The 23,563-nt window shown below is 71.3% G+C and carries 18 protein-coding genes; 7 read left to right on the plus strand and 11 right to left on the minus strand.

The window, feature by feature from the left end:
* Positions 1-45: 45 nt before the first annotated feature.
* From AB0D34_RS07100 to AB0D34_RS07110, 3 genes are all read right to left on the minus strand, one after another.
* Positions 46-372: a nucleotide pyrophosphohydrolase gene (locus AB0D34_RS07100; RefSeq protein ID WP_362657690.1), complete on the minus strand. Its 327-nt coding sequence runs from the start codon at positions 370-372 to the stop codon at positions 46-48.
* A complete protein-coding gene (locus tag AB0D34_RS07105; RefSeq protein ID WP_362657693.1) occupies positions 369-1,565 on the minus strand; it encodes an ATP-binding protein in 1,197 nt (398 codons plus the stop codon). The genes AB0D34_RS07100 and AB0D34_RS07105 overlap by 4 nt, the downstream gene beginning before the upstream one ends.
* A 403-nt stretch (positions 1,566-1,968) precedes the next feature.
* Positions 1,969-2,358: a cell division protein SepF gene (locus AB0D34_RS07110; RefSeq protein ID WP_362657695.1), complete on the minus strand. Its 390-nt coding sequence runs from the start codon at positions 2,356-2,358 to the stop codon at positions 1,969-1,971.
* Positions 2,359-2,624: 266 nt separating this feature from the next.
* On the opposite strand from AB0D34_RS07110, the gene AB0D34_RS07115 reads away from it, so the two are divergent.
* Positions 2,625-4,295 (plus strand): hypothetical protein, encoded by a 1,671-nt coding sequence (locus AB0D34_RS07115; RefSeq protein ID WP_362657698.1) that lies wholly within the window; start codon positions 2,625-2,627, stop codon positions 4,293-4,295.
* Here AB0D34_RS07115 and AB0D34_RS07120 read toward each other — a convergent pair.
* Positions 4,276-4,791, minus strand: a complete 516-nt coding sequence (locus AB0D34_RS07120) for a YceI family protein (protein WP_362657701.1) — start codon at positions 4,789-4,791, stop codon at positions 4,276-4,278. The two genes, AB0D34_RS07115 and AB0D34_RS07120, sit on opposite strands and share 20 nt — an antisense overlap.
* Before the next feature lie 83 nt (positions 4,792-4,874).
* Here AB0D34_RS07120 and AB0D34_RS07125 point away from each other — a divergent pair, with 83 nt between their 5' ends.
* Positions 4,875-5,354, plus strand: a complete 480-nt coding sequence (locus AB0D34_RS07125; protein ID WP_362657704.1) for a MarR family winged helix-turn-helix transcriptional regulator — start codon at positions 4,875-4,877, stop codon at positions 5,352-5,354.
* Positions 5,355-5,413: 59 nt separating this feature from the next.
* Positions 5,414-8,533, plus strand: coding sequence for an FAD-binding and (Fe-S)-binding domain-containing protein (locus tag AB0D34_RS07130; protein ID WP_362657706.1), 3,120 nt, complete (start codon positions 5,414-5,416; stop codon positions 8,531-8,533).
* A gap of 84 nt (positions 8,534-8,617) precedes the next feature.
* On the opposite strand, the gene AB0D34_RS07135 is transcribed toward AB0D34_RS07130, so the two are convergent.
* From AB0D34_RS07135 to AB0D34_RS07155, 5 genes are all read right to left on the minus strand, one after another.
* On the minus strand, positions 8,618-9,202 hold the full coding sequence (locus tag AB0D34_RS07135; protein ID WP_362657708.1) for a sigma-70 family RNA polymerase sigma factor: 585 nt from the start codon (positions 9,200-9,202) through the stop codon (positions 8,618-8,620).
* A 152-nt stretch (positions 9,203-9,354) separates the two neighbouring features.
* Positions 9,355-9,996 (minus strand): hypothetical protein, encoded by a 642-nt coding sequence (locus AB0D34_RS07140; protein WP_362657711.1) that lies wholly within the window; start codon positions 9,994-9,996, stop codon positions 9,355-9,357.
* Between the two features lie 66 nt (positions 9,997-10,062).
* Entirely contained in the window at positions 10,063-10,776 is a 714-nt protein-coding gene (locus AB0D34_RS07145; protein WP_362657714.1) for a YcnI family protein, read from the minus strand.
* 41 nt (positions 10,777-10,817) lie between these two features.
* Positions 10,818-11,396 carry a hypothetical protein gene (locus AB0D34_RS07150; protein WP_362657717.1) on the minus strand — a complete coding sequence of 193 codons (579 nt, stop codon included), beginning with the start codon at positions 11,394-11,396 and terminating at the stop codon, positions 10,818-10,820.
* 48 nt (positions 11,397-11,444) lie between these two features.
* Positions 11,445-15,599 (minus strand): bifunctional nitrate reductase/sulfite reductase flavoprotein subunit alpha, encoded by a 4,155-nt coding sequence (locus AB0D34_RS07155; protein WP_362657858.1) that lies wholly within the window; start codon positions 15,597-15,599, stop codon positions 11,445-11,447.
* 218 nt (positions 15,600-15,817) lie between these two features.
* Between AB0D34_RS07155 and AB0D34_RS07160 the strand changes: the two genes are divergently transcribed.
* Both AB0D34_RS07160 and katG read left to right on the plus strand, forming a co-directional pair.
* Positions 15,818-16,264 carry a Fur family transcriptional regulator gene (locus AB0D34_RS07160; RefSeq protein ID WP_362657720.1) on the plus strand — a complete coding sequence of 149 codons (447 nt, stop codon included), beginning with the start codon at positions 15,818-15,820 and terminating at the stop codon, positions 16,262-16,264.
* A gap of 24 nt (positions 16,265-16,288) precedes the next feature.
* The gene (gene katG, locus AB0D34_RS07165; RefSeq protein ID WP_362657723.1) at positions 16,289-18,502 is read left to right on the plus strand and encodes a catalase/peroxidase HPI; all 2,214 of its coding nucleotides are present in this window, start codon (positions 16,289-16,291) and stop codon (positions 18,500-18,502) included.
* A gap of 46 nt (positions 18,503-18,548) precedes the next feature.
* Here katG and AB0D34_RS07170 read toward each other — a convergent pair whose 3' ends face one another.
* Both AB0D34_RS07170 and AB0D34_RS07175 read right to left on the minus strand, forming a co-directional pair.
* Positions 18,549-19,730 (minus strand): pyridoxal phosphate-dependent aminotransferase, encoded by a 1,182-nt coding sequence (locus AB0D34_RS07170; RefSeq protein ID WP_362657726.1) that lies wholly within the window; start codon positions 19,728-19,730, stop codon positions 18,549-18,551.
* A gap of 7 nt (positions 19,731-19,737) precedes the next feature.
* Complete coding sequence (locus AB0D34_RS07175) at positions 19,738-21,165, minus strand: amino acid permease (protein WP_362657728.1); 1,428 nt, start codon at positions 21,163-21,165, stop codon at positions 19,738-19,740.
* 139 nt (positions 21,166-21,304) lie between these two features.
* Between AB0D34_RS07175 and AB0D34_RS07180 the strand changes: the two genes are divergently transcribed.
* Together AB0D34_RS07180 and AB0D34_RS07185 are read left to right on the plus strand one after the other, a co-directional pair.
* On the plus strand, positions 21,305-22,030 hold the full coding sequence (locus AB0D34_RS07180) for a GntR family transcriptional regulator (protein WP_362657731.1): 726 nt from the start codon (positions 21,305-21,307) through the stop codon (positions 22,028-22,030).
* Between the two features lie 42 nt (positions 22,031-22,072).
* Positions 22,073-23,545: an APC family permease gene (locus tag AB0D34_RS07185; RefSeq protein ID WP_362657733.1), complete on the plus strand. Its 1,473-nt coding sequence runs from the start codon at positions 22,073-22,075 to the stop codon at positions 23,543-23,545.
* The last annotated feature ends 18 nt before the right edge of the window (positions 23,546-23,563 follow it).

The following is a 23,563-nucleotide window of genomic DNA, read 5'->3' on the forward strand; positions in this document are numbered from 1 at the left end:
GACCGACTTTTCATCACGGAGAGTGAAAGAGGACTGAACCGCTCCTTATGGCGCCGGAAACCTTCGCTCGTTCCGGTCGATCTTCGCGTCCAGTGCCGCCAGCGGATCGATGCCGAGCACCTCGCACAGCTGGAGCAGATACGCGAGCACGTCGGCGACCTCGTCCTTGACGCGGTGCGCGGTGTCGGGGTCGTCCATGACCCGCGCCGACTGCTCGGGTGTCAACCACTGGAAGATCTCGACCAGTTCGGAGGCCTCCACGCTGAGCGCGGCGACGAGGTTCTTGGGGGTGTGGTACGGCTGCCAGTCGCGGGCCGCAGCGAACTCGGCCAGCCGGCGCTGCAGTTTCGCCACGTCAAGGGGTTCTGTCACGGCTCCAGGTGTACCACCGTGACGCCGTCCACCCCGGCGGCCCACGAGGCGTCGCTCACCGCGCCGACGAGCCGGATGTGCCCGCGCTCGCACATCCGCACGGCCAGCCGCAGCAGTTCGGACCGCTGCCGTGGGTCCAGGGCGCGGTCGAGGTTGTCGGCGAGCACGGTGAGCGTCTGCATCGCCGGGGGCACCTCGCCGGCCGGGTCGACCTCCAGTACGCCGGGTCCGGTGAGCAGCACCAGCGCGAGGGCGAGGTACCTCAACTCGCCGTCGCCGAGCCGCCCCAGCTCCGTACGGCTGCCGTCGCCGCGGTCGAGCAGTGCCCGGACCGTGCCGGTGAGCAGGGGTTCGGCGAGGACGTCGGCGACGGGTCCCGCGCAGCCGGCGCGCACCGTGGCGACGAGTTGGGCGTGCCGTCGGCCGCATTCCGCGCGAGTGCGCCACAGGACGTCGGCGAGGTTGTCGCAGCCGCCGAGCAGTCGTCCGGAGCCGGTCGGGACGGGCAGGCGCATACGGCCGGGGCGTGGGTCGCAGCCGAAGACGGAGCGCAGGGCGACGACCATCTGCTCGGCGGCGGCGAGGACGCGCCGCTGTCCGTCCGTCTTGCCCGCGACGCGCAACGGCAGCAGGGCGGTGCCGAGTTGGTCGTCGGGGAGCGGGGCGCGGGTGACCGGCGCCGTTCCGGCCGTGTGCCAGGCGGCCTGTACGGCACGGCGGGAGGGGTCGCGCAGGGCGGTCTCCAGCAGGACGAGGTTGCCGGAGGTCAACCGCTCCCCCACTACGCGCAGTTCGGGCTCGGCCTGGACGGCGATGTCGAGCCGGACCGGTCCCTCGGGTCCGTCGGCCGTACAGCCGATGCGGAAGCCGCGGCGGCGCTGCGCGTCGGGCCGGGCCCGGTCGGGGACGCACGCGACGGGATTGGGGAACACCTCGGCGAGGCTCGCGCCGCCACCGAGCCGGGCGAGTGCCTCGTACGCCCTGAGCGCGCTGGTCTTGCCGCTCCCACTGGGTCCGGCGAACAGGGTCAGCGGCCCGAGCGGCAACCCGGCCCGTCGGTGAACGGTGTACGCGGACAGCCGCAGCTCGGTGAGACAGGGCCGGCCGGGGCGGCGTTCGCCGCCTCGCGCGAGCTCCGCGCGCGGAGGCGCCGACTGAGCGGGGACGACAGAAGATGTGGGGGGTACACGCATATCCGGACCGTAGGACTCCGCCACCGGCCGAACCGTTCCTGCCCGCAGGCCTTCCTACGAACGAGCGAACCGCATCCGCACCGAACCTGACGTCCACCCCGACGGACCGCTCACAGACGTGCCGACCGGACCGGCGACCAGCCTGCCCCCACACGGCCCGACCGCACCCACGACCGACCTCCACCCGCACCGGCGCCCCGCACCCCGCCCGCCAGCCGCTCAGCCAACCCACCCCACACCGGCCGACCAGACCCGCGACCAGCCGGCCCCGCCCCACCCGACCGCACCCACGACCAACCTCCACCCGCACCGGCGACCCACGCCCCGCCGCCCCGTCCGACAGACGCCAGCAGTTCCACCGGCCGCCCCCACCCCCACACAGACCAGCCCCACTCCGGCCGGGCTAGACCCCCGGCATCCCCGCCCCCTCCATCAACCCCGTCACCTCGGTCCCCGCCGGTGTCAGCAGGAACACGTTGCGGTCCACGCGGTGCATTCCGCTTGCCAGGCCGAACACCACGCCCGTGCTGAAGTCGAGGACGCGTTTGGCGACGTCCGTCTCGGCGCCGGTGAGGTCGAGGAGGACCGGGATGCCCGCCATGAGGGTCTCGGCGACCTCGCGGGCGTCCGCGAAGACGTTGATCCGCAGGACGACGAAACGGCGCCGGGCCTCGGTCTCGGCCTCCGGGATGGACCGGTGGTCGATCGCCGACGGCCACGCGTCGCGCCCGCGCAACGGAACGACCTGGGCGAGCCCTTCCCACTGTTCATCGGTGACGTCGTACCTGTTCACCGGCTCCCCCCGCTCCGACTCGCCTTCAATGCCTGCACCAGCCAATTCTTACGCCAAGTCACCCGTTCGGCCCAACAGCGACACGGTCCGCGACGGCCCTGCGGTCACTTCCCGTCATCCCCCAACGTGACGAAAGGGTCTTACCCCCCTCACACCGGACTCTTGGCCTCCGTCACCACACCCCTCACCGGGTCCGATTAGCGTCCGATGTCGTGCTCCTGGCAGATACTCAGCTGTCGGCATCCGGTCGGCCGACCCAGCCGGCGGTGTCCACCGCCCCCGAACCGCCCACGCAGTGGCATCGCGTCCTGACGCTGCTCGCGGACGTCAGCCTTTTCATCGGCACCCGCGATGTGTGGACGCAGGCGGCCGTCCACCGGCCCGCCGTGGCCATGGTCATCTCCGTCTGCTACGCCTCGATCCTGGTCTGCGGTGTGCTCGCCCTGGTGGTCCGCCGCCGCGGCACCCTCGCGCGCGTGGACCTGTGCGTGCTGGTGACCGGCCTGACACTCGCCCTGTGCGCGTTCGTCCTGTTGCACCGCGGCACCGACGAAGCCGCCCTCACCTCCCAGGCGGCCCGCGAACTAGTCGCGGGACACGGGGTCTACGGCCGTCCCTGGCCCTGGCTCTTCGGCGGCAACGGCATCGCGGTCACCCCGACCGTCACGGGCGGCTACGACTACACGTACGGCTATCCCCCGCTCGCCCCGCTGCTGACCGCACCCCTGCTGTGGCTCGGACACGGCGGCCTGCCGGCCATAGCGATGAGCACGGGCGCGCTGCTGGCCGGCACGGTCGTGCTGTGGTGGCTCCTGCCGGTGCCGTGGCGGTCGGCGGCGACCATGGCCTGCCTCGGATTCTCGATGATCACGATGTACGGCCGTCTCGGCTACCCGGCGATCCTGGCGCTGGCCCTGCTGGTGCCGGTGGTGGTGCGCTGGCCCCGGATCGGGCGGGGCGGGCGGCTGGGCCCGGCCGGAGTGGCCCAGGCGGCCTGTCTGGGCGCGGCGTGCGCGGCGCAGCAACTGCCCTGGTTCCTGGCGCCGTTCCTGCTCGCCGGGATCTACGCCGTGCGGCGCGGGGAACTCGGCGCGCGCGAGGCGGGCCTGGTGATGCTGCGGTTCGCCGGAGCCGCCGCCACCGTATGGCTGCTGATCAACACGTACTTCATCGTGAGCCAGCCGACGGCGTGGCTGAAGGGGATCACGCTGCCGCTGATCCAGGGCGCGGTGCTGCACGGCCAGGGCCTGGTGGACGTGTCCCTGTATCTCACCGACGGCAGTGACCGGCTCGACTGGTACGGGTACGCGAGTCTGCTGCTGCTCGCCGGTCTGCTGGCGCTGTTCGTGCTGTTCGTGCGGCGCCTGGGCCCCGCGGCGACTGTGCTGCCGTGGCTGGCCTTCTGGCTGGCGACGCGTTCGCAGGACGGCTACTACCTGATGATGACCCCGCTGTGGCTGGCGGCGGCGGTCACCGCGCCCGCGGCGGAGTTCGCCGGGGCCTGGCAGCCGTTCGCGGCGCGGCTCGGCGGCCTGTACCGGCGCCCCGCACGGATCGCCGCGGCCGTCCTGCTGCTGAGCCCGGCACTGGCGAGCGCGGCGCTGGCGGCCACCGGCTCACCGCCGCTGCACATGGAGGTCGCCGCGGTGCGTCACGACGCCCGCTCGCTCTCCCGGCTGACCCTGCGCGTCACGAACACGGACGACGACGCCCTCACACCCCACTTCACGCTGACCCGGGGCCAGGGCACGTACCCGTACTTCTCGGTTCTGCGGGGGCCGAGGACGCTGCCCGCCCATGCGACGGCGACCTATGAACTGCGGCCGCCGGCAGGGACGTACGCCCTGCCGACTCCGCATCAGCGGATCCGGCTCCGGGCGTTCACGGCCTCGCCGCAGACGCTGTCGAGCGTGTACGTCACGCTGCCGACCGCTTGAAGCGGAGCGAGGCGGTGACCGTGGTCAGGCCGCGGATCATGCCCAGCTGGTTCCCGTTCAGGCCGAAGTGCTCGCGGTCCAGCGAGAACTCGGCGTTCAGGGTGACCGCGTCGGCGCTCGCGTCGGAGAGCTGCGCCGTGAAGGACTGGGGGCGGCTGATGCCGCGCGCGGTCAGCTGGCCGATCACATGGACCTGGTCGCCGTCGCGCAGTTCGGCGCTGCGCACCACGAAGGTGATCTCGGGGTGGTTCTCGACGTCGAAGAAGCCGGAGCCCCGCAGGTGTTCGTCGCGCGTGGCGTGCTTGGTGTCGAGGGAGGCGGCGTCGAGGGTCACGGTGCCGACGGCCGACCCGTCGGTCCGCACCTCGCCCTGACCGTCCACGGTGGCGAAGGCGCCCTTGACCGTGACCAGGCCCCACAGCGTCTTGTGCTTGAGCGCGACGGTGGTGGCGGTCCGGTCGAGCTGCCAGGTTCCGGTTTCGACGGCGACGGTCATGATTCCTCACTCAGGTGGTCCAAATTTGGATGACATCACGCTAGCTGATACTTCAAATTTGGACAACAGCTACACTTGAATCCATGGCCGACCCGTCCGAATGTCCCTCCGTGTCCGATGGACTCCTGCCGCCCGAGCTCTACGCCTGGATGCTGCTGCTGGCGGCGACGGGAGCCGTGGAACAGGAGCTGCGCTCCGCCGTCAAGGAGGGCCTGGACGTCTCGCACGACGAGTTCCTGGTGCTGTGCCTGCTGGGCGGGCGCCCCGTCGAAGGGGTGCGCATGACGAAGATCGCGGAGCTCCTCGGCCGCCCGAAGACCCGGCTCACCTACCAGATCGCCTGTCTCCAGCACGCCGGTCTGGTGACCCGCAAGTCGGTGTGCGGCGACAAGCGGGGCATCGAGGTGGCCCTCACCGAGAAGGGCCGGCGCCTGCTGGCGGAGTCCTCCGGGACCCTCGCCGCGACGGTCAAGGAGTCGCTGACCCGGTTCATGGGCGCCGACCAGCGCGAGGCGCTGCGGGCGTTGCTGCCCGATCTCGTCGTGGAGGCGAAGCCGGAGTAGTCACCGGGGTCGGCGCGGGTACCCGGCCGGTGCCCGCGCCGACACCGAAGGAGGGGTTCATGGCGACCTCCGACCTGCCCGTTCCTGTCGTACGACGGCCTGACGCACCCGCGCCGGACACGGCGGCCCTGGAACGCGCGCTGCGCGAGCGGGTCGACGGCGAGGTCCGCTTCGACGCGGGGAGCCGGGCCGCCTACTCGACGGACGCCTCGAACTTCCGCCAGACCCCGATCGGCGTGGTCGTGCCCCGTACCCCCGAGGCGGCCGCGGAGGCGCTGGCCGTGGCCCGCGAGCACGACGCTCCGGTGCTGTCCCGGGGCGGCGGGACCAGCCTCGCGGGGCAGTGCACCAACACCGCCGTGGTGATCGACTGGTCGAAGTACTGCGGCCGCCTGGAGTCCGTGGACGAGGACGCCCGCACCTGTGTCGTCCAGCCCGGCATCGTCCTCGACGGGCTCAATCGCCAACTGGCCCCGACGGGGCTGCGGTTCGGCCCCGAGCCCGCCACCCACGCCAACTGCACCATCGGCGGCATGATCGGCAACAATTCCTGCGGGGCCACCGCGCAGGCGTACGGCAAGGTCGTCGACAACATCGCCCGCCTGGAAGTGCAGTTGTACGACGGCACCCGGTTCTGGTGCGGGGAGACCAGCGACGAGGAGTACGCCGAGATCGAGCGGCAGGGAGACCTACGGGCCTCCGTGTACCGGCAGTTGCGCGCCCTGCGCGACACCTACGCCGACGAGATCCGCGCCCGCTTCCCGGACATCCCGCGCCGGGTCTCCGGCTACAACCTCGACTCGCTGCTCCCGGAGCACGGCTTCGACGTCGCCGGGCTGCTGGTCGGCAGTGAGTCGACCCTGGTCACGGTGTTGCGTGCCGAGCTGGAACTGGTGCCGGTGGTGAAGGAACGCACCCTGGTCGTCCTCGGGTTCCCCGACATCGAGTCGGCCGCCGACGCCGTGCCGACGATCCTGCCGTACGAGCCGATCGCGCTGGAGGGCCTCGACGCGCGGCTGATCGAGGACGAGCGGATCAAGCGCCTCAACCCCAAGGCCCGCGCCGAACTCCCCGACGGCAACGCCTTCTTGATGGCGCAGTTCGGCGGGGACACCCTCCAGGAGGCCGACGAACACGCCCACCGCATGCTCGACGGCCTGCACCACTCCGAGCACGACCCCGACGTGGCCTTCCTCGACGACCCGGCCCACGAGCAGGAGTTGTGGCAGGTCCGCGAGGCCGGACTCGGCGCCACCGCCCACATCCCGGGCCGCCCCGACACCTTCGAGGGCTGGGAGGACTCCGCGGTACCGCCCGAACGGCTCGGCGACTACCTGCGCCGACTGCGGTGCCTGTACGACGAGTTCGGCTGTCTCAGCGACACCGGGCCCAGTCTCTACGGCCACTTCGGGCAGGGCTGCGTCCACACCCGGATCCCCTTCGACCTGTACTCCGCCGACGGAGTGGCCGCGTACCGGCGGTTCATGGAGCGAGCGGCCGATCTGGTCGTCGAGTTCGGCGGCTCCTTCTCCGGTGAGCACGGTGACGGGCAGAGCCGGGGCGAGTTGCTGCCGAGGATGTTCGGGGAACGACTCGTCACCGCCTTCGGTCAGTTGAAGGCCGTCTTCGATCCGCTCAACAGGATGAACCCCGGGAAGATCGTGGCGCCGTACAAGCTCGACGAGAACCTGCGCCTCGGCGCCGACTGGGCCCCGTACGACCCCGGCGACCTGCACTTCCGCTTCCCGCACGACGGCGGATCCTTCGCCGAGGCCGCCAACCGCTGTGTGGGCGTGGGGAAATGCCGGCAGCACACCACCGACGGCGCCGCCGTGATGTGCCCGTCCTACCAGGTCACCCGGGAGGAGGAGCACTCCACCCGCGGCCGGGCCCGGCTGCTGTTCGAGATGCTCGACGGCCACGGGGACAGCGCGATCCAGGACGGCTGGCGGTCCGACGCCGTACGGGACGCCCTCGACCTCTGCCTGGCGTGCAAGGGCTGCAAGAAGGACTGCCCGGCGGACGTCGACATGGCCACGTACAAGGCGGAGTTCCTCTCCCACCACTACGAGGGCCGCTGGTGGCGCAGGCCCCGCGCGCACCTGTCCATGGGATGGCTGCCCGCCGTGGCCCAGCTGGTCGGGCGCACCCGACTCGGGCCCGTCGTCAACGCGTTGACCCACACCCCACCGCTGTCCCGGGCGGCCGTGGCGCTCGCGGGCGTCGAGAACCGCGAGGTCCCGCTGTTCGCCGGGGAGACGCTCCAGCAGTGGTTCGCCCGGCACGAGCCGGACGGCGACGGGGCGCGCGGCAGCGTCCTGCTGTGGCCGGACACCTTCACCAACCACTTCCACCCGCACCTCGGACAGGCGGCCGTGACCCTCATGGAGCACGCGGGCTGGCGGGTCGAGCTGCCCGACGAGCCGCTGTGCTGTGGCCTGACCTGGATCTCCACGGGTCAACTCGCGAAAGCCGAGCGGGTGTTGGGCCGTACCGTGCGCCGGCTCGCCGAGCACGTGAGGGCGGGCGGTCTGGTGGTCGGCCTGGAGCCCAGCTGCACGGCCGTGTTCCGCTCGGACGCAACCGAACTGTTCCCCACCGACCAGGACGTACGGCGGCTGCGCGACCAGACGGTCACGCTCGCCGAACTCCTCACCGAGCACTCCCCCGGCTACGAACCCCCGCATGTCCCGGAGCGCTCCGCGAAGGCCCTCGCCCAGGTCCACTGCCACCAGCACGCGGTACTGGACTGGCAGGCCGACCAGAAGCTCCTGCACCGCGCCGGCGTCGACGCCGAACGCCTGGACTCCGGCTGCTGCGGCCTGGCCGGCAACTTCGGCTTCGAGCCTGGCCACCTGGAGGTCAGCGAGGCGTGCGCGGAGCGGGTACTCCTCCCCCGCCTGCGGGAGGAACCCCCGGAGACGGTGGTGCTGGCCGACGGCTTCAGCTGCCGCACCCAGATCCACGAGCTCGACAGCGCCGGTCACGAGGCGGTCCACCTGGCGGAGCTGCTGGCGAGCGCGCTGCCGGGAGCACCGGGCAGCGCGTACGGGGTGGCACCGGGGGCGAGGCCGACGCCGCCGAGTCGAAGGGCCAGGGCACTTGCCTTGACCGGAGTGGGCTTGGCAGGCCTGACAGCGGCGGCGACGGCAGCCCGGTTCCTCCGAAACAAACGGTGAGTTTCGTAGGCGCGCGGGGAACTGCGCGACCAGCCACGACGCGCCCGCAGCCGCCCACAGACCTCAGACCTCAGACCTCAGACCTCAGACCACCAGCTCCATCAGCTCGCCCCTGGCCCGCGCCACCCGAGACCGCACAGTCCCCACAGGACACCCACTCACCGAAGCCGCCTCCTCATACGACAGCCCCAGCATCTGCGTGAGCACGAACGCCTCCCGCCGCTCATCCGACAACGCCCCCAACAGATCAACCAGCGCTATCCCGTCGTCGAACCCAGGCACACCCCGAGGCTGAGCCCGCTCCACCGCGTCCTGCCAGTCCGAACCGTCATACCGGCGGGGCCGAGCCGCGGCGTGCCGGAAGCCGTCGGTCACCGCCCGGCGGGCGATGGCCAGCAACCAGACCCGCGCCGAGGACCGCCCCTCGAACCGGTGCAGACTGCCGAGCGCCCGCAGGAACGTGTCCTGGGCGAGGTCGTCCACGGCCTGGGGGTCGGCGCACAGATAGGAGACATAGCGCAGGACGTCACGGTGCAGGGCGCGCACGAAGTGGTCGACGGCATCGACGTCACCGGCGCGGGCGGCCAGCGCCCAGGCGGTGGCGGAGGCGTCGGCGGACTCCCGTCGGGCACGGAGGTCGGCCGAGGCGGGCAGGGCGGAAGCGATCACGAGATGTCCTTCTCGGGTCAGCCAGGATCCGGCCCGCGCCGGCACAGGGGGTGCACGGCGGGTCCGGTGAGGGAAGTCGGCCGTACGGCACCACTGCGGGCGTACGACCGGGCCCGAGGCGCACAGGGGCGGCCTCGGGACGGGGGCTGTCGTCAGGCGACAGCCGTTCCCAGGGGCGGACCGCGATGGGTGATCGCGTGGACGAGAAGGATGAGCCGCGGCGCCCGCTCCGAGCGGGCGCGACGCACCCGCACGCGCGGGCGGTGCGGGGTCGCGGGCAGGGCGAGCAGCAGCCGCAGCGGGGCGATGAGCCAGCCGGCCACGGCCCGCAGGATGCGGAACGCGGCCCGCTCGCCGTACGCCAGCCACAGCCCGGTGAGCAGCGCGGCGAGCAGGTGGGCGGCGTACATGCCGAAGGGCAGCAGGAAGGAGAGGGCACCGACGCCCGACGAACTCCCCAGCTGGGCCGGGTCCGTGGAGTCCATGCCACTCGTGTGCATGGACTCCATGTGCATTCCGCCCATGTCCTGCGCCGCCGTTGTGGGCTGTGCGAGGGAGAAGGCCGAGTGGAGGGCCGTCTGGGCGGTGACGACGACGGTCACGATCAGTGGCAGCCCGCGTTCACGGCCGGCCAGACACCAGCCCGCGCACCCGGTCACGACCAGGCCCGCGGCCAGTGTCCAGCCCGGCACGTCGGTGCCCGACATGAGGACGTGGCCCAGGGCGGCGAGCAGCACACAGACGGCCGCGAACACCGCGGCCCGTACTGCGCGGGCACACCACCCTGCTGTCATGGCGCCTCATCCTCCCATCCGGGCACCGAAAGTCACCTGTGGGTACGGAAATCCACAGGTCCACGCTCACTGCGTACGGCGGCCCCGTACGACGGCGAAGGCCCCGGCGGCGAGGCCGAGCACACCCACGACAAGACCGGCGACGCCGAGGCCGCGCGCGGTGGAGTCGCTCGCGGAGGCCTTGGACGCCCCGGCCGCGACCGCGGAGGTCTTCGACGCGGTGGCCGACGTGGTCGTGGCCGCGGTGAGCTTGAGGACCGGCGCCGGGTTCTCCGGCTCCTCGTCGCCCGACCCGGCCTCCTCGATCCAGCGGACGATCTTGCCGTCGGAGTAGGTCTGGAGTGCCTTGAAGACGAGCTGGGCGGTGTCCTCGGGCAGTTGGCCGAAGGCGACGTCGAAGTCCTCGTACTGGCCGGGACCGATCTTCCCGCCGGTCCAGGTGATCTCGGAGACGGCGTCGGTGATCGTGCCGTCGTCCGTCTTGACCGGCGTCTTGAGCTTGGTGTCCGTGACCTTGGCGGTCCAGCCGTCGTGCGGGGAGACGAGCACGCCGAGCAGGGGGTGGTCGGTGGGCAGGAACACCTGGACCTTGGTGGTGCTCGCGGTGTCGCTCTCGTCGGGCACGCGGAAGGTCAGCGCGCCGTCGGTGGCGCCCTTGGCGTAGCCGTCGGGGTGGATGGTGACGTGCGCGGAGGCGATGCCGGCCGCGGTGAGGACGGTGGCCGCGGCGAGGGCGGTACTGAGGCCGACGCGGCGCAGGGCGGTGCGTGTCGAGGACATGACTGAGGGATCTCCGTACGGGAGGAATGGGGTGAAGAGGGTCAGATCGTGTACGGGATCGTCGTGGGCGGTCCGCGCCGGTGGACCGTGTGGCGGAGCAGGAGGGGCCGGGGCGGCCGGGGACCGTAGTCGGGGGCCGGGCGCGCGGGAGCCGGGGCGGCCGGTTCGCCGTACCCCTGCCACCAGGCCGCGAGACCCGGTACCAGCGTGACGGAGCGGCGCAGGAGCGACCACAGGGCGGCCTCGCCGCGCCGTAGCCACCAGGTCAGCAGGAGGGCGGCCGAGAGGTGGGCCGCGGTGGCGTGCGGGGTGAGGGCGTGGGTTTGCGAGTGGGTCATGCGCATGCCGTGCATGACCATCACGGTGTGCGGACGCGCCGCCCCGAAGGCCAGGTGCAGTCCGCCCTGGGCGGCGAGGGTGGCCCCGCCGATGGCACCGAGCGACCGTTCGCGGCCGCCGAGCAGCCAGCCGGCCGCGAAGACCGGCACGAACCCGGCCGTCTGCGCCCACACCGGTGGCGCCATGCCGGTGGCCAGGGTGTGGCCACCGGCGGCCAGCAGCACGCACAGCGCGGCGAACACCGCCGCGCGCAGGCTCCGTACCGCTGGGGAGGCCCTCATGGCGACCGATACTCCCACGTGTGTCCGGGGCCCCGCCCCCGGGTTCGGTCAGTAGATGTCACGCACATAGCGCTTGTCCGTGGCGAGTTGCTTCACATAGGCCGCCGCGCCCGCCTCGTCCAGGCCACCGTGCAGGACCGCGATGTCCCTGAGCGCCTGGTCGACGTCCTTCGCCATGCGGGAGGCGTCTCCGCACACGTAGAAGTGGGCGCCGTCCTGGAGCCAGGACCACAGCAGCGGGCCGTGTTCGCGCATCCGGTCCTGGACGTAGACCTTGGCGCGCTGGTCGCGGGAGAAGGCGGTGTCCAGGCGGGTGAGGGTGCCGTCCGCCAGGAAGCCGGTCAGCTCGTCCTCGTAGTAGAAGTCGGTGGCCCTGTGCTGTTCGCCGAAGAACAGCCAGTTCGGTCCCCGTTGGCCGAGGGCGCGGCGCTGCTCCAGGAAGCCGACGAAGGGGGCGACGCCGGTACCGGGGCCGACCATGATCATGGGAGTGGCGGAGTCGGCCGGCGGGCGGAAGTGCGGGGTGCGCTGGACGTGGACCGGTACCGGGGTGTCGGTGGCTGCGTCGGCCAGGAAGGGCGAGCAGACGCCCTGGCGGGGCCTGCCGCGCAGGTTCTCGTAGCGCACGACGGAGACGGTCAGGGAGACGAGGTGCGGGTCGGTCAGCGGGCTGGACGAGATGGAGTACAGGCGCGGCTGGAGGCGTCCGAGGGTCCGGGCCCAGTCCTGCGGGGCGGCCTTGACGCCGTACTCCGTGATCACGTCCACGGCCTGGCGGCCCCAGCCCCACTTGGCCAGCTCGTCCTTGTTGTCCGGGCGCAGGAGCTTCTTCAACTCCCGCGGGTCGCGGGTGCGTTCGGCGACGAACCGGAGGAAGCCGGGGGTGATCCTCGTGATGTCGAGGTGGCGCAGGAAGGCCTCGCCGAGCGGGACCTCTCCTACGCCGTTCACGTCCACGGCCGCCTCGGCGTCCAGGCCGGTGACCGCGAGCCACTCCTCGACCAGGTCGGCCGAGTTGAGCGGCCGGATGCCGAGGGCGTCGCCCGCCTCGTACAGGAGCGGGCTCTCGCTGTCCCGGGTGTCGAAGGTGAACCTGCGGACCTCCTTGCCGGCGCCGGGCAGGCTGAGGAGGCGGTTGCCGGAGAGGCGGGCGAGGACGGGGGCGGGTTTCTTCGAGCGCGGCGGCGCGGTGGGGGCCGGCTGGGGCACGGTCTGGACCGGGGCCGCCTGGATCACCGTGGGCGCGGAGGCCGCGATGTCGGCGGCCGGGGTGTCGGACAGCGCCGTCAGGACCTGGTCCAGCCATCCGTGGGCCGCGTCCTCGAAGTCCGGTTCGCAGTCCGTGCGCGGGGCCAGGCGCAGTGCGCCCAGTTCGTCGAGTCGCTGGTCGAGTCGGCGGCCGTGCCCGCAGAAGTCGTCGTACGACGAGTCGCCGAAGGCCAGTACGGCGTACCGCCGTCCCTCCAGCCGGCCCGTCCCGGGGTCGGCCAGGGTGTCCCAGAAGCCACTGCCGTTGTCGGGGGCGTCGCCGTCACCGAAGGTGCTGGTGATCAGCAACAGGTCGGCGCCGGGCGGCAGTTGGCCGAGGTCGGCCTGGTCCATGCCGACCAGGGAGGTGCGGTGGCCGAGGGTGCTGAGCCGCTCGGCGGTGGCGGCGGCGAACTCCTCGGCGTTGCCGGTCTGCGAGGCCCAGAGGATCACGACCTCACGGCGCAGGACCGTGACCGAGGTCTGTGTGGCCGGGGACTGTGTGGTGGCCGGCTGTGTGGTCAGGGGCTGTGTGGCCGTCGCCCGTGAGTACATCCCGGCCAGTGTGCCGTTCACCCACAGGGCGTGCTCGGGACTGAAAGGCGCGTCAGGAGGCAGCACCGGCACCCCGGGTGCACCGGCCGGGACCCCGGCGAGGAAACCGACCAGGTACTGGCGCTCCTGCGCGGTGAGGACGGGCGGCGGGGCCGGGTCGAGGCCGAAGACGGACGCGGCCGTGGCCCCGACGGAAGCCACTTCGCCCACCTGCGGCGCGGCTGCCGGAACCGGAACCGGTGCCACCGCATCCCCCGGGGACCGCACGGTCACCGGCACCGCAACCTTCGTCAGCGACACCGCGCACACCTTGAACTCCGGCTGGAACGACAGCGGATCCACCGCGTCGCTCGTCACCGCGTTGACGCTGAGGTACTCCCCGAACAGGTCGTTCCAGTGGAAGGGCGCGAAGCAGCACCCCGGCCGCACCCGGTCCGTCACGACGGCGGGCAGCACGGCCCGCCCGCGCCGGGAGGCCACCTCCACGGAGTCGCCGTCGACCACGCCCAACGCCGACGCGTCCTCAGGATGCAGCTCCACGAACGGCCCGGGGTTCAGCTTGTTGAGCTTCGCCACCTTCGCCGTCTTGGTCAGCGTGTGCCACTGGTGCTGGAGCCGCCCGGTGTTCAGGACGAAGGGGTAGTCGTCGTCCGGCATCTCGGCCGGGGGGATGTGCGGCCGGGCGTAGAAGACGCCCCGCCCGCTCGCGGTGGGGAACTTCAGCGAACCGTCCTCCCCCACGTACCGGATCGGGTTGCGGTCGGGCCCGTCCTCGCTCGCCGCCGGCCACTGCACCGGCGTCTCACGCAGCCGCTCGTAGGAGACCCCGCGCAGATCCCACCCCGTCTTCGGGTTCCAGGCCTGCTTGATCTCCTCGAAGACGTCCTCGGCGCTGTCGTACGAGAACCCCTTCTCGTACCCCATCTCGCACGCGACGGCCGCGATGATCCGCCAGTCCGCCATGGCCTCGCCGGGCGGGTCGGCCACCGCCTGGGTGAGGGTGAGGTTGCGCTCGCTGTTGACGAAGACGCCCTCACCCTCGGTCCACAGCGCGCCCGGCAGCACGACATCGGCGTAGGCGTTGGTCTCGGTGTCGGTGAAGACGTCCTGGGTGACGACGAACTCGGCGGCCTCCAGGCCCTCGATGACGGTACGGCGGTTGGCGACGGAGGCGACCGGGTTGGTGCAGATGATCCAGCAGGCCTTGATCTCTCCGTCGGCCATCTTCTGGAACATCTCGACGGTGCCCTTGCCGACACCGTCGGCGCGCAGGGTGTCCGGGGGCAGCTCCCAGAGGTCTTCCATGAAGGCCCGCTCCTCGTCGACGAGGACCGAGCGCTGGCCGGGGAGACCGGGGCCCATGTAGCCCATCTCGCGGCCGCCCATCGCGTTGGGCTGGCCGGTGAGGGAGAAGGGGCCGCTGCCGGGACGGCAGATGGCGCCGGTGGCGAGGTGCAGGTTGACCAGGGCGTTGGTGTTCCAGGTGCCGTGCGTGGACTGGTTGAGGCCCATGGTCCACAGGCTCATCCACTCATTGGCTGACCAGATGAGCCGCGCCGCCTCCCGGATGTCGTCCTCGGCGAGGCCCGTCATCTCGGCCACCGCGGCGGGCGGGTAGTCCGCGAGGAACTCCGGCATCGCCTCCCAGCCCTCGGTGTGGGCGGCGATGAAGTCGGGGTCGGTGTGGCCGTTCTCGTGCAGCAGGTACAGCAGGCCGTTCAGCAGGGCGAGGTCGGCGCCCGGCTTGATCTGCAGGAACAGGTCCGCCTTGGCGGTCGTGGCGGTGCGCCGCGGGTCCACGACGATCACCTTGGCGCCCGACGCCTTCACCCGCTCCATCATCCGCAGATAGAGGATCGGGTGGCAGTCGGCCATGTTCGAGCCGATGACGAAGAAGAGGTCGGCCTTCTCGAAGTCCTGGTACGAGCCGGGCGGGCCGTCCGCGCCGAGCGACAGCTTGTAGCCGGTGCCCGCACTGGCCATGCAGAGCCGGGAGTTGGACTCGATCTGGTTGGTGCGCAGGAACCCCTTGGCGAGCTTGTTCGCCAGGTACTGGGCCTCCAGGCTCATCTGCCCGGACACGTAGAGGGACACCGCGTCGGGACCGTGCTCGTCGATGATCTCCCGCAGCCGCCGGGCCGTACGGCTGATCGCCTCGGCGACGGGGGCGGGCTCCGGCTCCTCGCCCCGGTCGGCCCGGACCAGCGCCGTCGACAGCCGCCCCGGCGCCGCGAGCATGTCGGCGGTGGTGGCGCCCTTGGTGCAGAGCTTGCCGAAGTTCGCGGGGTGCTCCTTGTCGCCGGACGCCTTCAGGACCGTACGCCGTCCGTCCGGGCCCATGCCGATGTCGAGGACCAGGCCGCAGCCCACTCCGCAGTACGAGCAGACCGTCCGCACCACGGGCACGCCTCCTGACCTCAGCCGGTTCGATCTCCCCCGAGCGTACGAAATGCCCATTACACAGATGTCTCCCGTGCCGTTCATCAGGGGTTACACCGCCCGCACACCTGACAAGGAACCCTTGTGAGCGGCTGCCGGGGCCGCGATCCGACGCGACACAGACTTGGATCAGTTCCATTTCTTGAACCATTCAGGTTTATGGGGGTAGGTTGGTCCCCATGACCGCCCCCCAGCCTCCGAACACCGCCGCTGAGCTGCGCGGTGCCGGCCTGCGGGTGACGGCCGCGCGCGTCGCACTGCTCGAGACCGTTCGGGCCGGTGACCACCTCGCGGCCGACGCGATCGCCACGGGAGTGCGCGACCGCCTCGGCCACATATCCCTCCAGGCCGTGTACGAGGCCCTGCACTCGCTCAACGCGGCGGGTCTCGTGCGTCGCATCGAGCCGCCCGGCAGCCCGGCGCGGTTCGAGGGACGGGTCGGGGACAACCACCACCACCTGGTCTGCCGGTCGTGCGGGGCCGTCGTCGACGTCGACTGTGCCGTCGGTCACGCGCCCTGCCTGACAGCTGCCGACGACCGCGGCTTCTCGATCGACGAGGCCGAGGTCATCTACTGGGGTTTGTGCCCCGACTGTTCCCCCCAAAGGCTTACTTCAGCACCGTGATCCACCCAGTTCGGAAGGACTGAAATGTCTGAGAACCCCGACGCAATCGTCACCGACCCCAAGGCTGAGGGCACCGGTGGCTGCCCGGTCGCGCACACGCGCGCCGCGCACCCCACCCAGGGCGGCGGCAACCGCCAGTGGTGGCCGGAGCGACTGAACCTGAAGATCCTCGCCAAGGACCCCGTCGTGGCGAACCCGCTCGGTGCGGACTTCGACTACGCCGAGGCCTTCCAGGCCCTCGACCTGGACGCCGTGAAACGGGACATCGCCGAGGTGCTCACCACCTCGCAGGACTGGTGGCCCGCCGACTTCGGCAACTACGGCCCGCTGATGATCCGCATGGCCTGGCACAGCGCCGGCACCTACCGCATCAGCGACGGCCGCGGCGGTGGCGGCCGCGGCCAGCAGCGCTTCGCGCCGCTGAACAGCTGGCCGGACAACGGCAACCTGGACAAGGCCCGCCGTCTGCTGTGGCCGGTGAAGAAGAAGTACGGCCAGTCCATCTCCTGGGCCGACCTCATGATCCTCACCGGTAACGTCGCCCTGGAGACCATGGGCTTCGAGACCTTCGGCTTCGGCGGCGGCCGCGCCGACGTCTGGGAGGCCGACGAGGACGTCTACTGGGGCCCCGAGACCACCTGGCTGGACGACCAGCGCTACACCGGCGACCGCGAGCTGGAGAACCCGCTCGGCGCCGTCCAGATGGGCCTCATCTACGTCAACCCCGAGGGCCCCAACGGCAACCCGGACCCGCTGGCCGCGGCCCGCGACATCCGTGAGACGTTCCGCCGGATGGCGATGAACGACGAGGAGACCGTCGCCCTCATCGCCGGTGGCCACACCTTCGGCAAGACCCACGGCGCCGGCCCGGCCGACGCGGTCGGCAACGACCCCGAGGCCGCCTCCATGGAGGAGCAGGGTCTGGGCTGGAAGTCCACCTACGGCTCCGGCAAGGCCGGCGACGCCATCACCTCCGGTCTCGAGGTGACCTGGACCACCAAGCCCACCCAGTGGAGCAACGACTTCTTCGACATCCTCTTCGGCTACGAGTGGGAGCTCACCCAGAGCCCCGCCGGCGCCAACCAGTGGGTGGCCAAGGACGCCGAGGCGATCATCCCCGACGCCCACAGCGACTCCAAGAAGCTGCCGACGATGCTCACCACCGACCTCTCGCTGCGTTTCGACCCGATCTACGGCGAGATCTCGAAGCGCTTCCACGAGAACCCGGACCAGTTCGCGGACGCCTTCGCCCGCGCCTGGTACAAGCTGACCCACCGTGACCTGGGTCCGAAGTCCCTGTACCTCGGCCCGGAGGTCCCGGCGGAGACGCTGCTGTGGCAGGACCCGCTGCCGCAGGCCGAGGGTGCGGCCATCGACGCCGCCGACATCGCGGCCCTGAAGGCCAAGATCCTGGAGACCGGCCTCACGGTCTCGCAGCTGGTCTCCACCGCGTGGGCCTCGGCGTCCACGTTCCGCGGCAGCGACAAGCGCGGCGGTGCCAACGGCGCCCGTATCCGCCTTGAGCCGCAGCGCGGCTGGGAGGTCAACGACCCCGAGCAGCTCGCCCAGGTCCTGCGGGTCCTGGAGGGTGTCCAGGCCGACTTCAACGCCGGTGCCAAGAAGGTCTCGCTGGCCGACCTGATCGTCCTCGCGGGTGCCGCGGGGGTCGAGCAGGCCGCCAAGGACGCCGGCTTCGACGTGGAGGTCCCCTTCACGCCGGGCCGTGTGGACGCGACCGAGGAGCACACCGACGTCGAGTCCTTCGCCGCCCTTGAGCCGGTCGCGGACGGCTTCCGCAACTACCTGGGCAAGGGCAACCGCCTGCCGGCCGAGTACCTGCTGCTCGACAAGGCGAACCTGCTCACCCTGAGCGCCCCCGAGATGACCGTCCTCGTCGGCGGTCTGCGTGTCCTCGGCGCCAACCAGGGCGGCTCGGCGCACGGTGTCTTCACCGACCGTCCGGGCGTCCTGAGCAACGACTTCTTCGTCAACCTGCTCGACCTGGGCACGACGTGGAAGTCCACCTCCGAGGACCAGACGGCCTTCGAGGGCCGGGACGCGGAGACGGGCAAGCTGAAGTGGACCGGCACCCGTGCCGACCTGGTCTTCGGCTCCAACTCCGAGCTGCGCGCCCTCGCGGAGGTCTACGCGAGCGACGACGCCAAGGAGAAGTTCGTGAAGGACTTCGTCGAGGCGTGGGTCAAGGTCTCGAACCTGGACCGCTTCGACCTGGTCTGAGCATCTGAATGAGGTGGGGGCCGGTCCTTCGGGACCGGCCCCTGCTTCATGCCTGCGACAGCGTGGCCACGAACTTCCCGAGCCGCGCGATCCCCTCGCTCAGTTCCTCGGCCGAGGCCGCGTAGGACAGCCGTACATGGGTTTCGGCGGTGCCCACCCCGAAGTCCCGCCCCGGCGTGAGCGCGACCTGCGCCTCCTTCAGCGCCCGTCCGCAGAACTCCCACGAGGTCAGCCCGGTGCCGCTGACGTCGAAGTAGACGTAGAACGCCCCGTCGGGCGGCACGGGCACCGGCAGCCCGATCCGCGCGAGCCCGTCGAGGACGAGCTCGCGCCGCCGGCCGAACTCGGCCCGCCGCTCCTCGCACACGGCGAGCGACTCGGGCGTGAAGCACGCGAGCGCCGCGTACTGGGCGGGGGTGGAGGCGCAGATCATGTAGTTCTGCGCCAGCCGCTCCAGCGCCGGCACCAGCGCCTCGGGCACCACACACCAGCCCAGCCGCCAGCCGGTCATCCCGAAGTACTTCGAGAAGCTGTTGATGACCACGGCTTCCTGGTCGTACGACAGCACACTGCGCGGCGGCCGCCCGTGCTCGTCGTGGTCGCCGAGGTCGAGGTAGATCTCGTCGACGATCCGCCAGGCGCCCCGCTCCCGGGCCAGCTCGCAGATCGCGGCGAGCTCGTCGGCCGGGACCGAGGTCCCGGTCGGGTTGGAGGGGCTCGCGACCATGATCCCGCGGGTGCGGTCCGTCCAGTACGACCGCACAGACCCGGTGTCCAGCTGGTACCGGGACCCGGCCGAGGTGGGGACGAGGGTGACCCGCGCACCGAAGCTCTCGGCGATCTGCCGGTTGCAGGGGTACGACGGGTCGGCGATCAGTACCTCGTCACCCGGGTCGACCAGCGCGGCGGCGCCCAGCACCAGCGCCGCCGAGGCTCCCGCGGTCACCACGACCCGGCCCGGATCGACGTCGACGCCGTGCTGATCGCCGTAGAACCGCGCTATCGCCTGCCGTAGTTCCGGCAGCCCGAGCGCTCCGGTGTAGCTCATGGGCCTGCTGCCCACGGTCTCCCGGAGCGCGTCGAGCACGGCCGGCGGCGCCCCGAAGTCGGGTTCCCCGAGGCTGAGCTTGACGACGTGGTGCCCCTCGGCCTCCAGCGCCGCCGCGTGCTTGCCGAACTCCATCGCGTAGAACGGCGCGACGGACTGGGCGCGCTGCGAGATCCTCATGCGGGAATCATGCCAAATCGGAGGGCTGCGGCTCCTTCCGAGTGGTCCGGCGTTGGCGTACGACCGCGAAGACCACCACGGCCAGGGCCACCAGGGTGGACAGGACGACCTGGTCGCGGCCGCCGCCGTCCGCGGTGTCGGTGAGCATGTAGCCCAGGACGAAGGTGATCAGGGCGATGGTGGCCCAGGTCAGGTAGGGGTAGAGCCACATCCTCACGACCAGCTTCTCCGGCGACTCCCGCTGGATGATCTTGCGCATCCGCAGCTGGGAGAAGCAGATCACCAGCCAGACGAACAGGGCGATCGCACCGGAGGAGTTGAGCAGGAACTGGAAGACGGTGTCCGGCCACAGGTAGTTGAAGGCGACCGCGACGAAGCCGAAGACCACCGAGGCCAGGATGGCCGACTGCGGCACCCCGCGGCCCGTGGTCCGTCCGAACGCGGCCGGGGCGTCGCTGCGGCGGCCGAGCGAGAAGGCCATCCGGGAGGCCGTGTACAGACCGGAGTTGAGACAGGAGAGCACCGAGGTCAGCACGATGGCGTTCATGATCTGGCCGGCGTGCGGGATGCCGATGGAGCTGAGGGCGGCGACGTACGAGCCGTCCTTGAGGATGGCCGGGTCGTCCCAGCGCAGCAGCGAGACCACGATCAGGATCGAGCCCAGGTAGAAGACCGCGATCCGCCAGATCACGCTGTTGGTGGCCTTGGTGACGGCGGCCCGCGGGTCGGCGGTCTCGCCGGCGGCGAGGGTGACGATCTCGCTGCCCATGAAGGAGAAGACCACCATCAGGACGCCGGTGAGGATCGCTCCGGGGCCGTTGGGGAGGAAGCCGCCGTGCGCGGTGAGGTTGGAGAAGCCGGACGCCGGGTGGTCCGAGCCGGGCAGCAGCCCGAAGATCGCGAGACCGCCGACCACGATGAACGCGGCGATCGCGACGACCTTGATGCCGGCGAACCAGAACTCGAACTCGCCGTAGGAGCTGACCGAGACCAGGTTGGTGGCGGTGAGGACGATCATCACGATCAGGGCCCAGCCCCACTGCGGGACCGCCGGTATCCAGCCGGCCAGGATCTTGGCCCCGGCCGTCGCCTCGACGGCGAGCACCACGACCCAGAAGAACCAGTACAGCCAGCCGATGGTGAAGCCCGCCCAGCGGCCGAGTGCACGGTCGGCGTAGGCGGAGAACGAGCCCGAGGTGGGGTTGGCCGCGGCCATCTCGCCGAGCATGCGCATCACGAGGACGACCAGGACGCCGACGAGGGCGTACGAGACGAGGATGCCGGGGCCGGCGGCGGCGATGCCGGAGCCGGAGCCGACGAACAGGCCGGCGCCGATGACACCGCCGATCGCGATCATCGAGAGGTGGCGGTTCTTGAGTCCGGCCTGCAGGCCACCGGACTCGGCGGGAGGGGTTTCGGGGAGGGTAGCGGTCATGGACCGGGAAATTAGTTCAGCACGATCAGAAAGAACAGTCTTGTTTAACTGTTCATGTTGCTCTATTTTCCGTACATGCAGAGCACGCCGTGCCACCGTCCCCCGTAGTCCTCGCTCAGCAGGCCGTTAGGGTGGCGACGTGGTGAACGCAGCGGGCAAGTTCGGGCCCTACAACCAGGCGGCGGCCGCGCAGGCCGGCGGGGTGTGGGACACCCGTGTCCTGGCCGGCCGGGGCCCCACGGGAGCCGAACTCGTCCGGTCCAGGATCGCCCTGCGCATCCGCCTGAGGTCGGTGGCGCCGGGCGACCGGCTGCCGGACGCGGGTGTCCTCGCCGAGGAGCTGGGGATCAGCGAGATCACCGTGCGCCGCGCGCTGGAGGCCATGTGCCAGGACGGTCTGCTCGACCGCCGTCGGGGCCGGGCCGGCGGGACCTTCGTCGCGGCCGACTGGGACACGGTCGTCGCCGTGCTGCACGACGCCGACGAGACGGCCTCGCTGGACTCCTTCCATCTGCTGCTCGAATGCGGTCTCGTGGCGCACGGCACGGGCGAGGTCCAGGACGGCCGGCTGGACGGGTTGCGGAGCCTGGTCGAGGAGCTCGACCAGGCCGAGGACGCGGCCCGGCTGCTCGAACTGGAGACCCGCTTCCACCTCGACCTCGCCGAGGCGCTCGGCGGCGTCGGGATCCGTGAGTTCGCCGCCGACCTGCTCGGCCGCCAGTGCCTGCTGGGACCCGCGCCCACCCCCTCGGTCGTACGGGCCCGCAACCGCTGCCACGCCGACCTGCTCGACGAACTCACCCGCGGAGCGATGGACCCGGCCGTCCACGCGGTGAAGGCGCACCGGCTCGCCGGCCTGAACTGAACCCCCTTCCCTGTGTCGTCCCCCGCAGAAGGAGCTTCCGCCATGCCCGACCCCGCAGCTGTCGGCCCCTCGCCGACGTCGGGCCCCGTCGGCACCGCCCCGCAGCGGCTGCGCGGCGGTGTCCTCGGCATGGCGGACATCGCCGCCGCCACGATGGCCAACGTCGGCCCGGCGATGAGCTTCTTCTTCGGTTTCGCCTTCCTCGCCACCACCGCGGGAATCGCGTCCCCGCTGACCATCGTGGCGGCGGGCGTGGCGGTCGCGCTGCTCGGCAACACGCTGGCCGAGTTCTCCCGGGCGCACCCCTCGGCCGGCAGCTTCACCACCTTCGTCGGCAAGACCTTCGGGCCGGTCAGCGCGGTGACGACGGCCCTGCTGGCCGGGCTCGGCTACATCATCGCGATGGCCTCGGTGATCGCGATCTCGGGCGGGTTCGTGCAGATCACCCTGCAGCACTACACGGGCGTCGACCTGCCGTGGATCATCTGGACACTGCTGCTGACCGGCCTCGCCGTGGTGCTGATGCTGCGCGGGATCGTGGTCTCCACCAAGTGGGCCGGCTACTTCTTCGGCGTGGAGATGCTGGTGCTCGTCGTGGTCTCGGTCGCGGCGATCGTCGAGCACCGCGGCGACCTCTCCGCCGCCCCGTTCCTGCCCGACCACCTCACCCACGGCCTCAAGGGGCTCGCGGCCGGATTCCCGCTGGCGGTCTACCTGTTCATCGGCTGGGAGAACTCTGCGGCGCTCGCCGAGGAGACGGAGAACCCACGGCGCAACGTCGGCCGGGCCGTGTTCTCCTCGGTCGCGATCATGACGGTGAGCTACATCCTCTTCTCCTACGCCACGGTGACCGGCTTCGGCTACGACCTGGGCCGGCTCGGCGCCTCCAGCATCCCCTTCATCGACGTCGCCCAGCACACGCTCGGCGCGCTGGCGTTCCTCGCCTACGTCGGCGGCCTGACCTCGACCCTCGGCGTACTGATCGCGGGCATCAACTCCCAGGCCCGCCTGGTCTTCAGCGCGGGGCGCGAGGGACTGCTGCCGTCCTTCTTCGGCTACGTCCACCCCACGCGCCGTACGCCGAACAACGCGATCGTCACCTTCGCCGTCATCGCGCTGCTGATCATCGGCGGCTGGGGTCTTGGCCATCTGCTCGGCTCCGACGGCGGTCCGATGAACCCGGTGGTCTTCTTCACGGAGTCATCCAGCCTGGGCGCCATCCTGATCCTGCTCGTCTACCTGGCGTCCAACATCGCCCTCCCCTTCTACTACCGCCGCTACCGCCCCCAGGAGTTCCGGCCCGTCCGCCATCTCGTCCTGCCCGCGATCGGTGCCCTCGCCATCCTGGTCCCCCTCTACTACCTCGCCAAGCCCGGCCAGCCCGCCCCGTACAGCTGGTTCCCGTACGCGGCCCTGGTCACGCTCCTCGCGGCCGTCGGCTACGCGACCCTCCTGGTCCGCCGGGATCCCGGGCTGGCGGAGCGGGTGGGGTCGGTGGTGGCGGACGCGGAGTGAACGGCGGCGGGACATTGG

The organism is Streptomyces sp. NPDC048420, assembly GCF_040651535.1.
Lineage (GTDB): Bacteria > Actinomycetota > Actinomycetes > Streptomycetales > Streptomycetaceae > Streptomyces.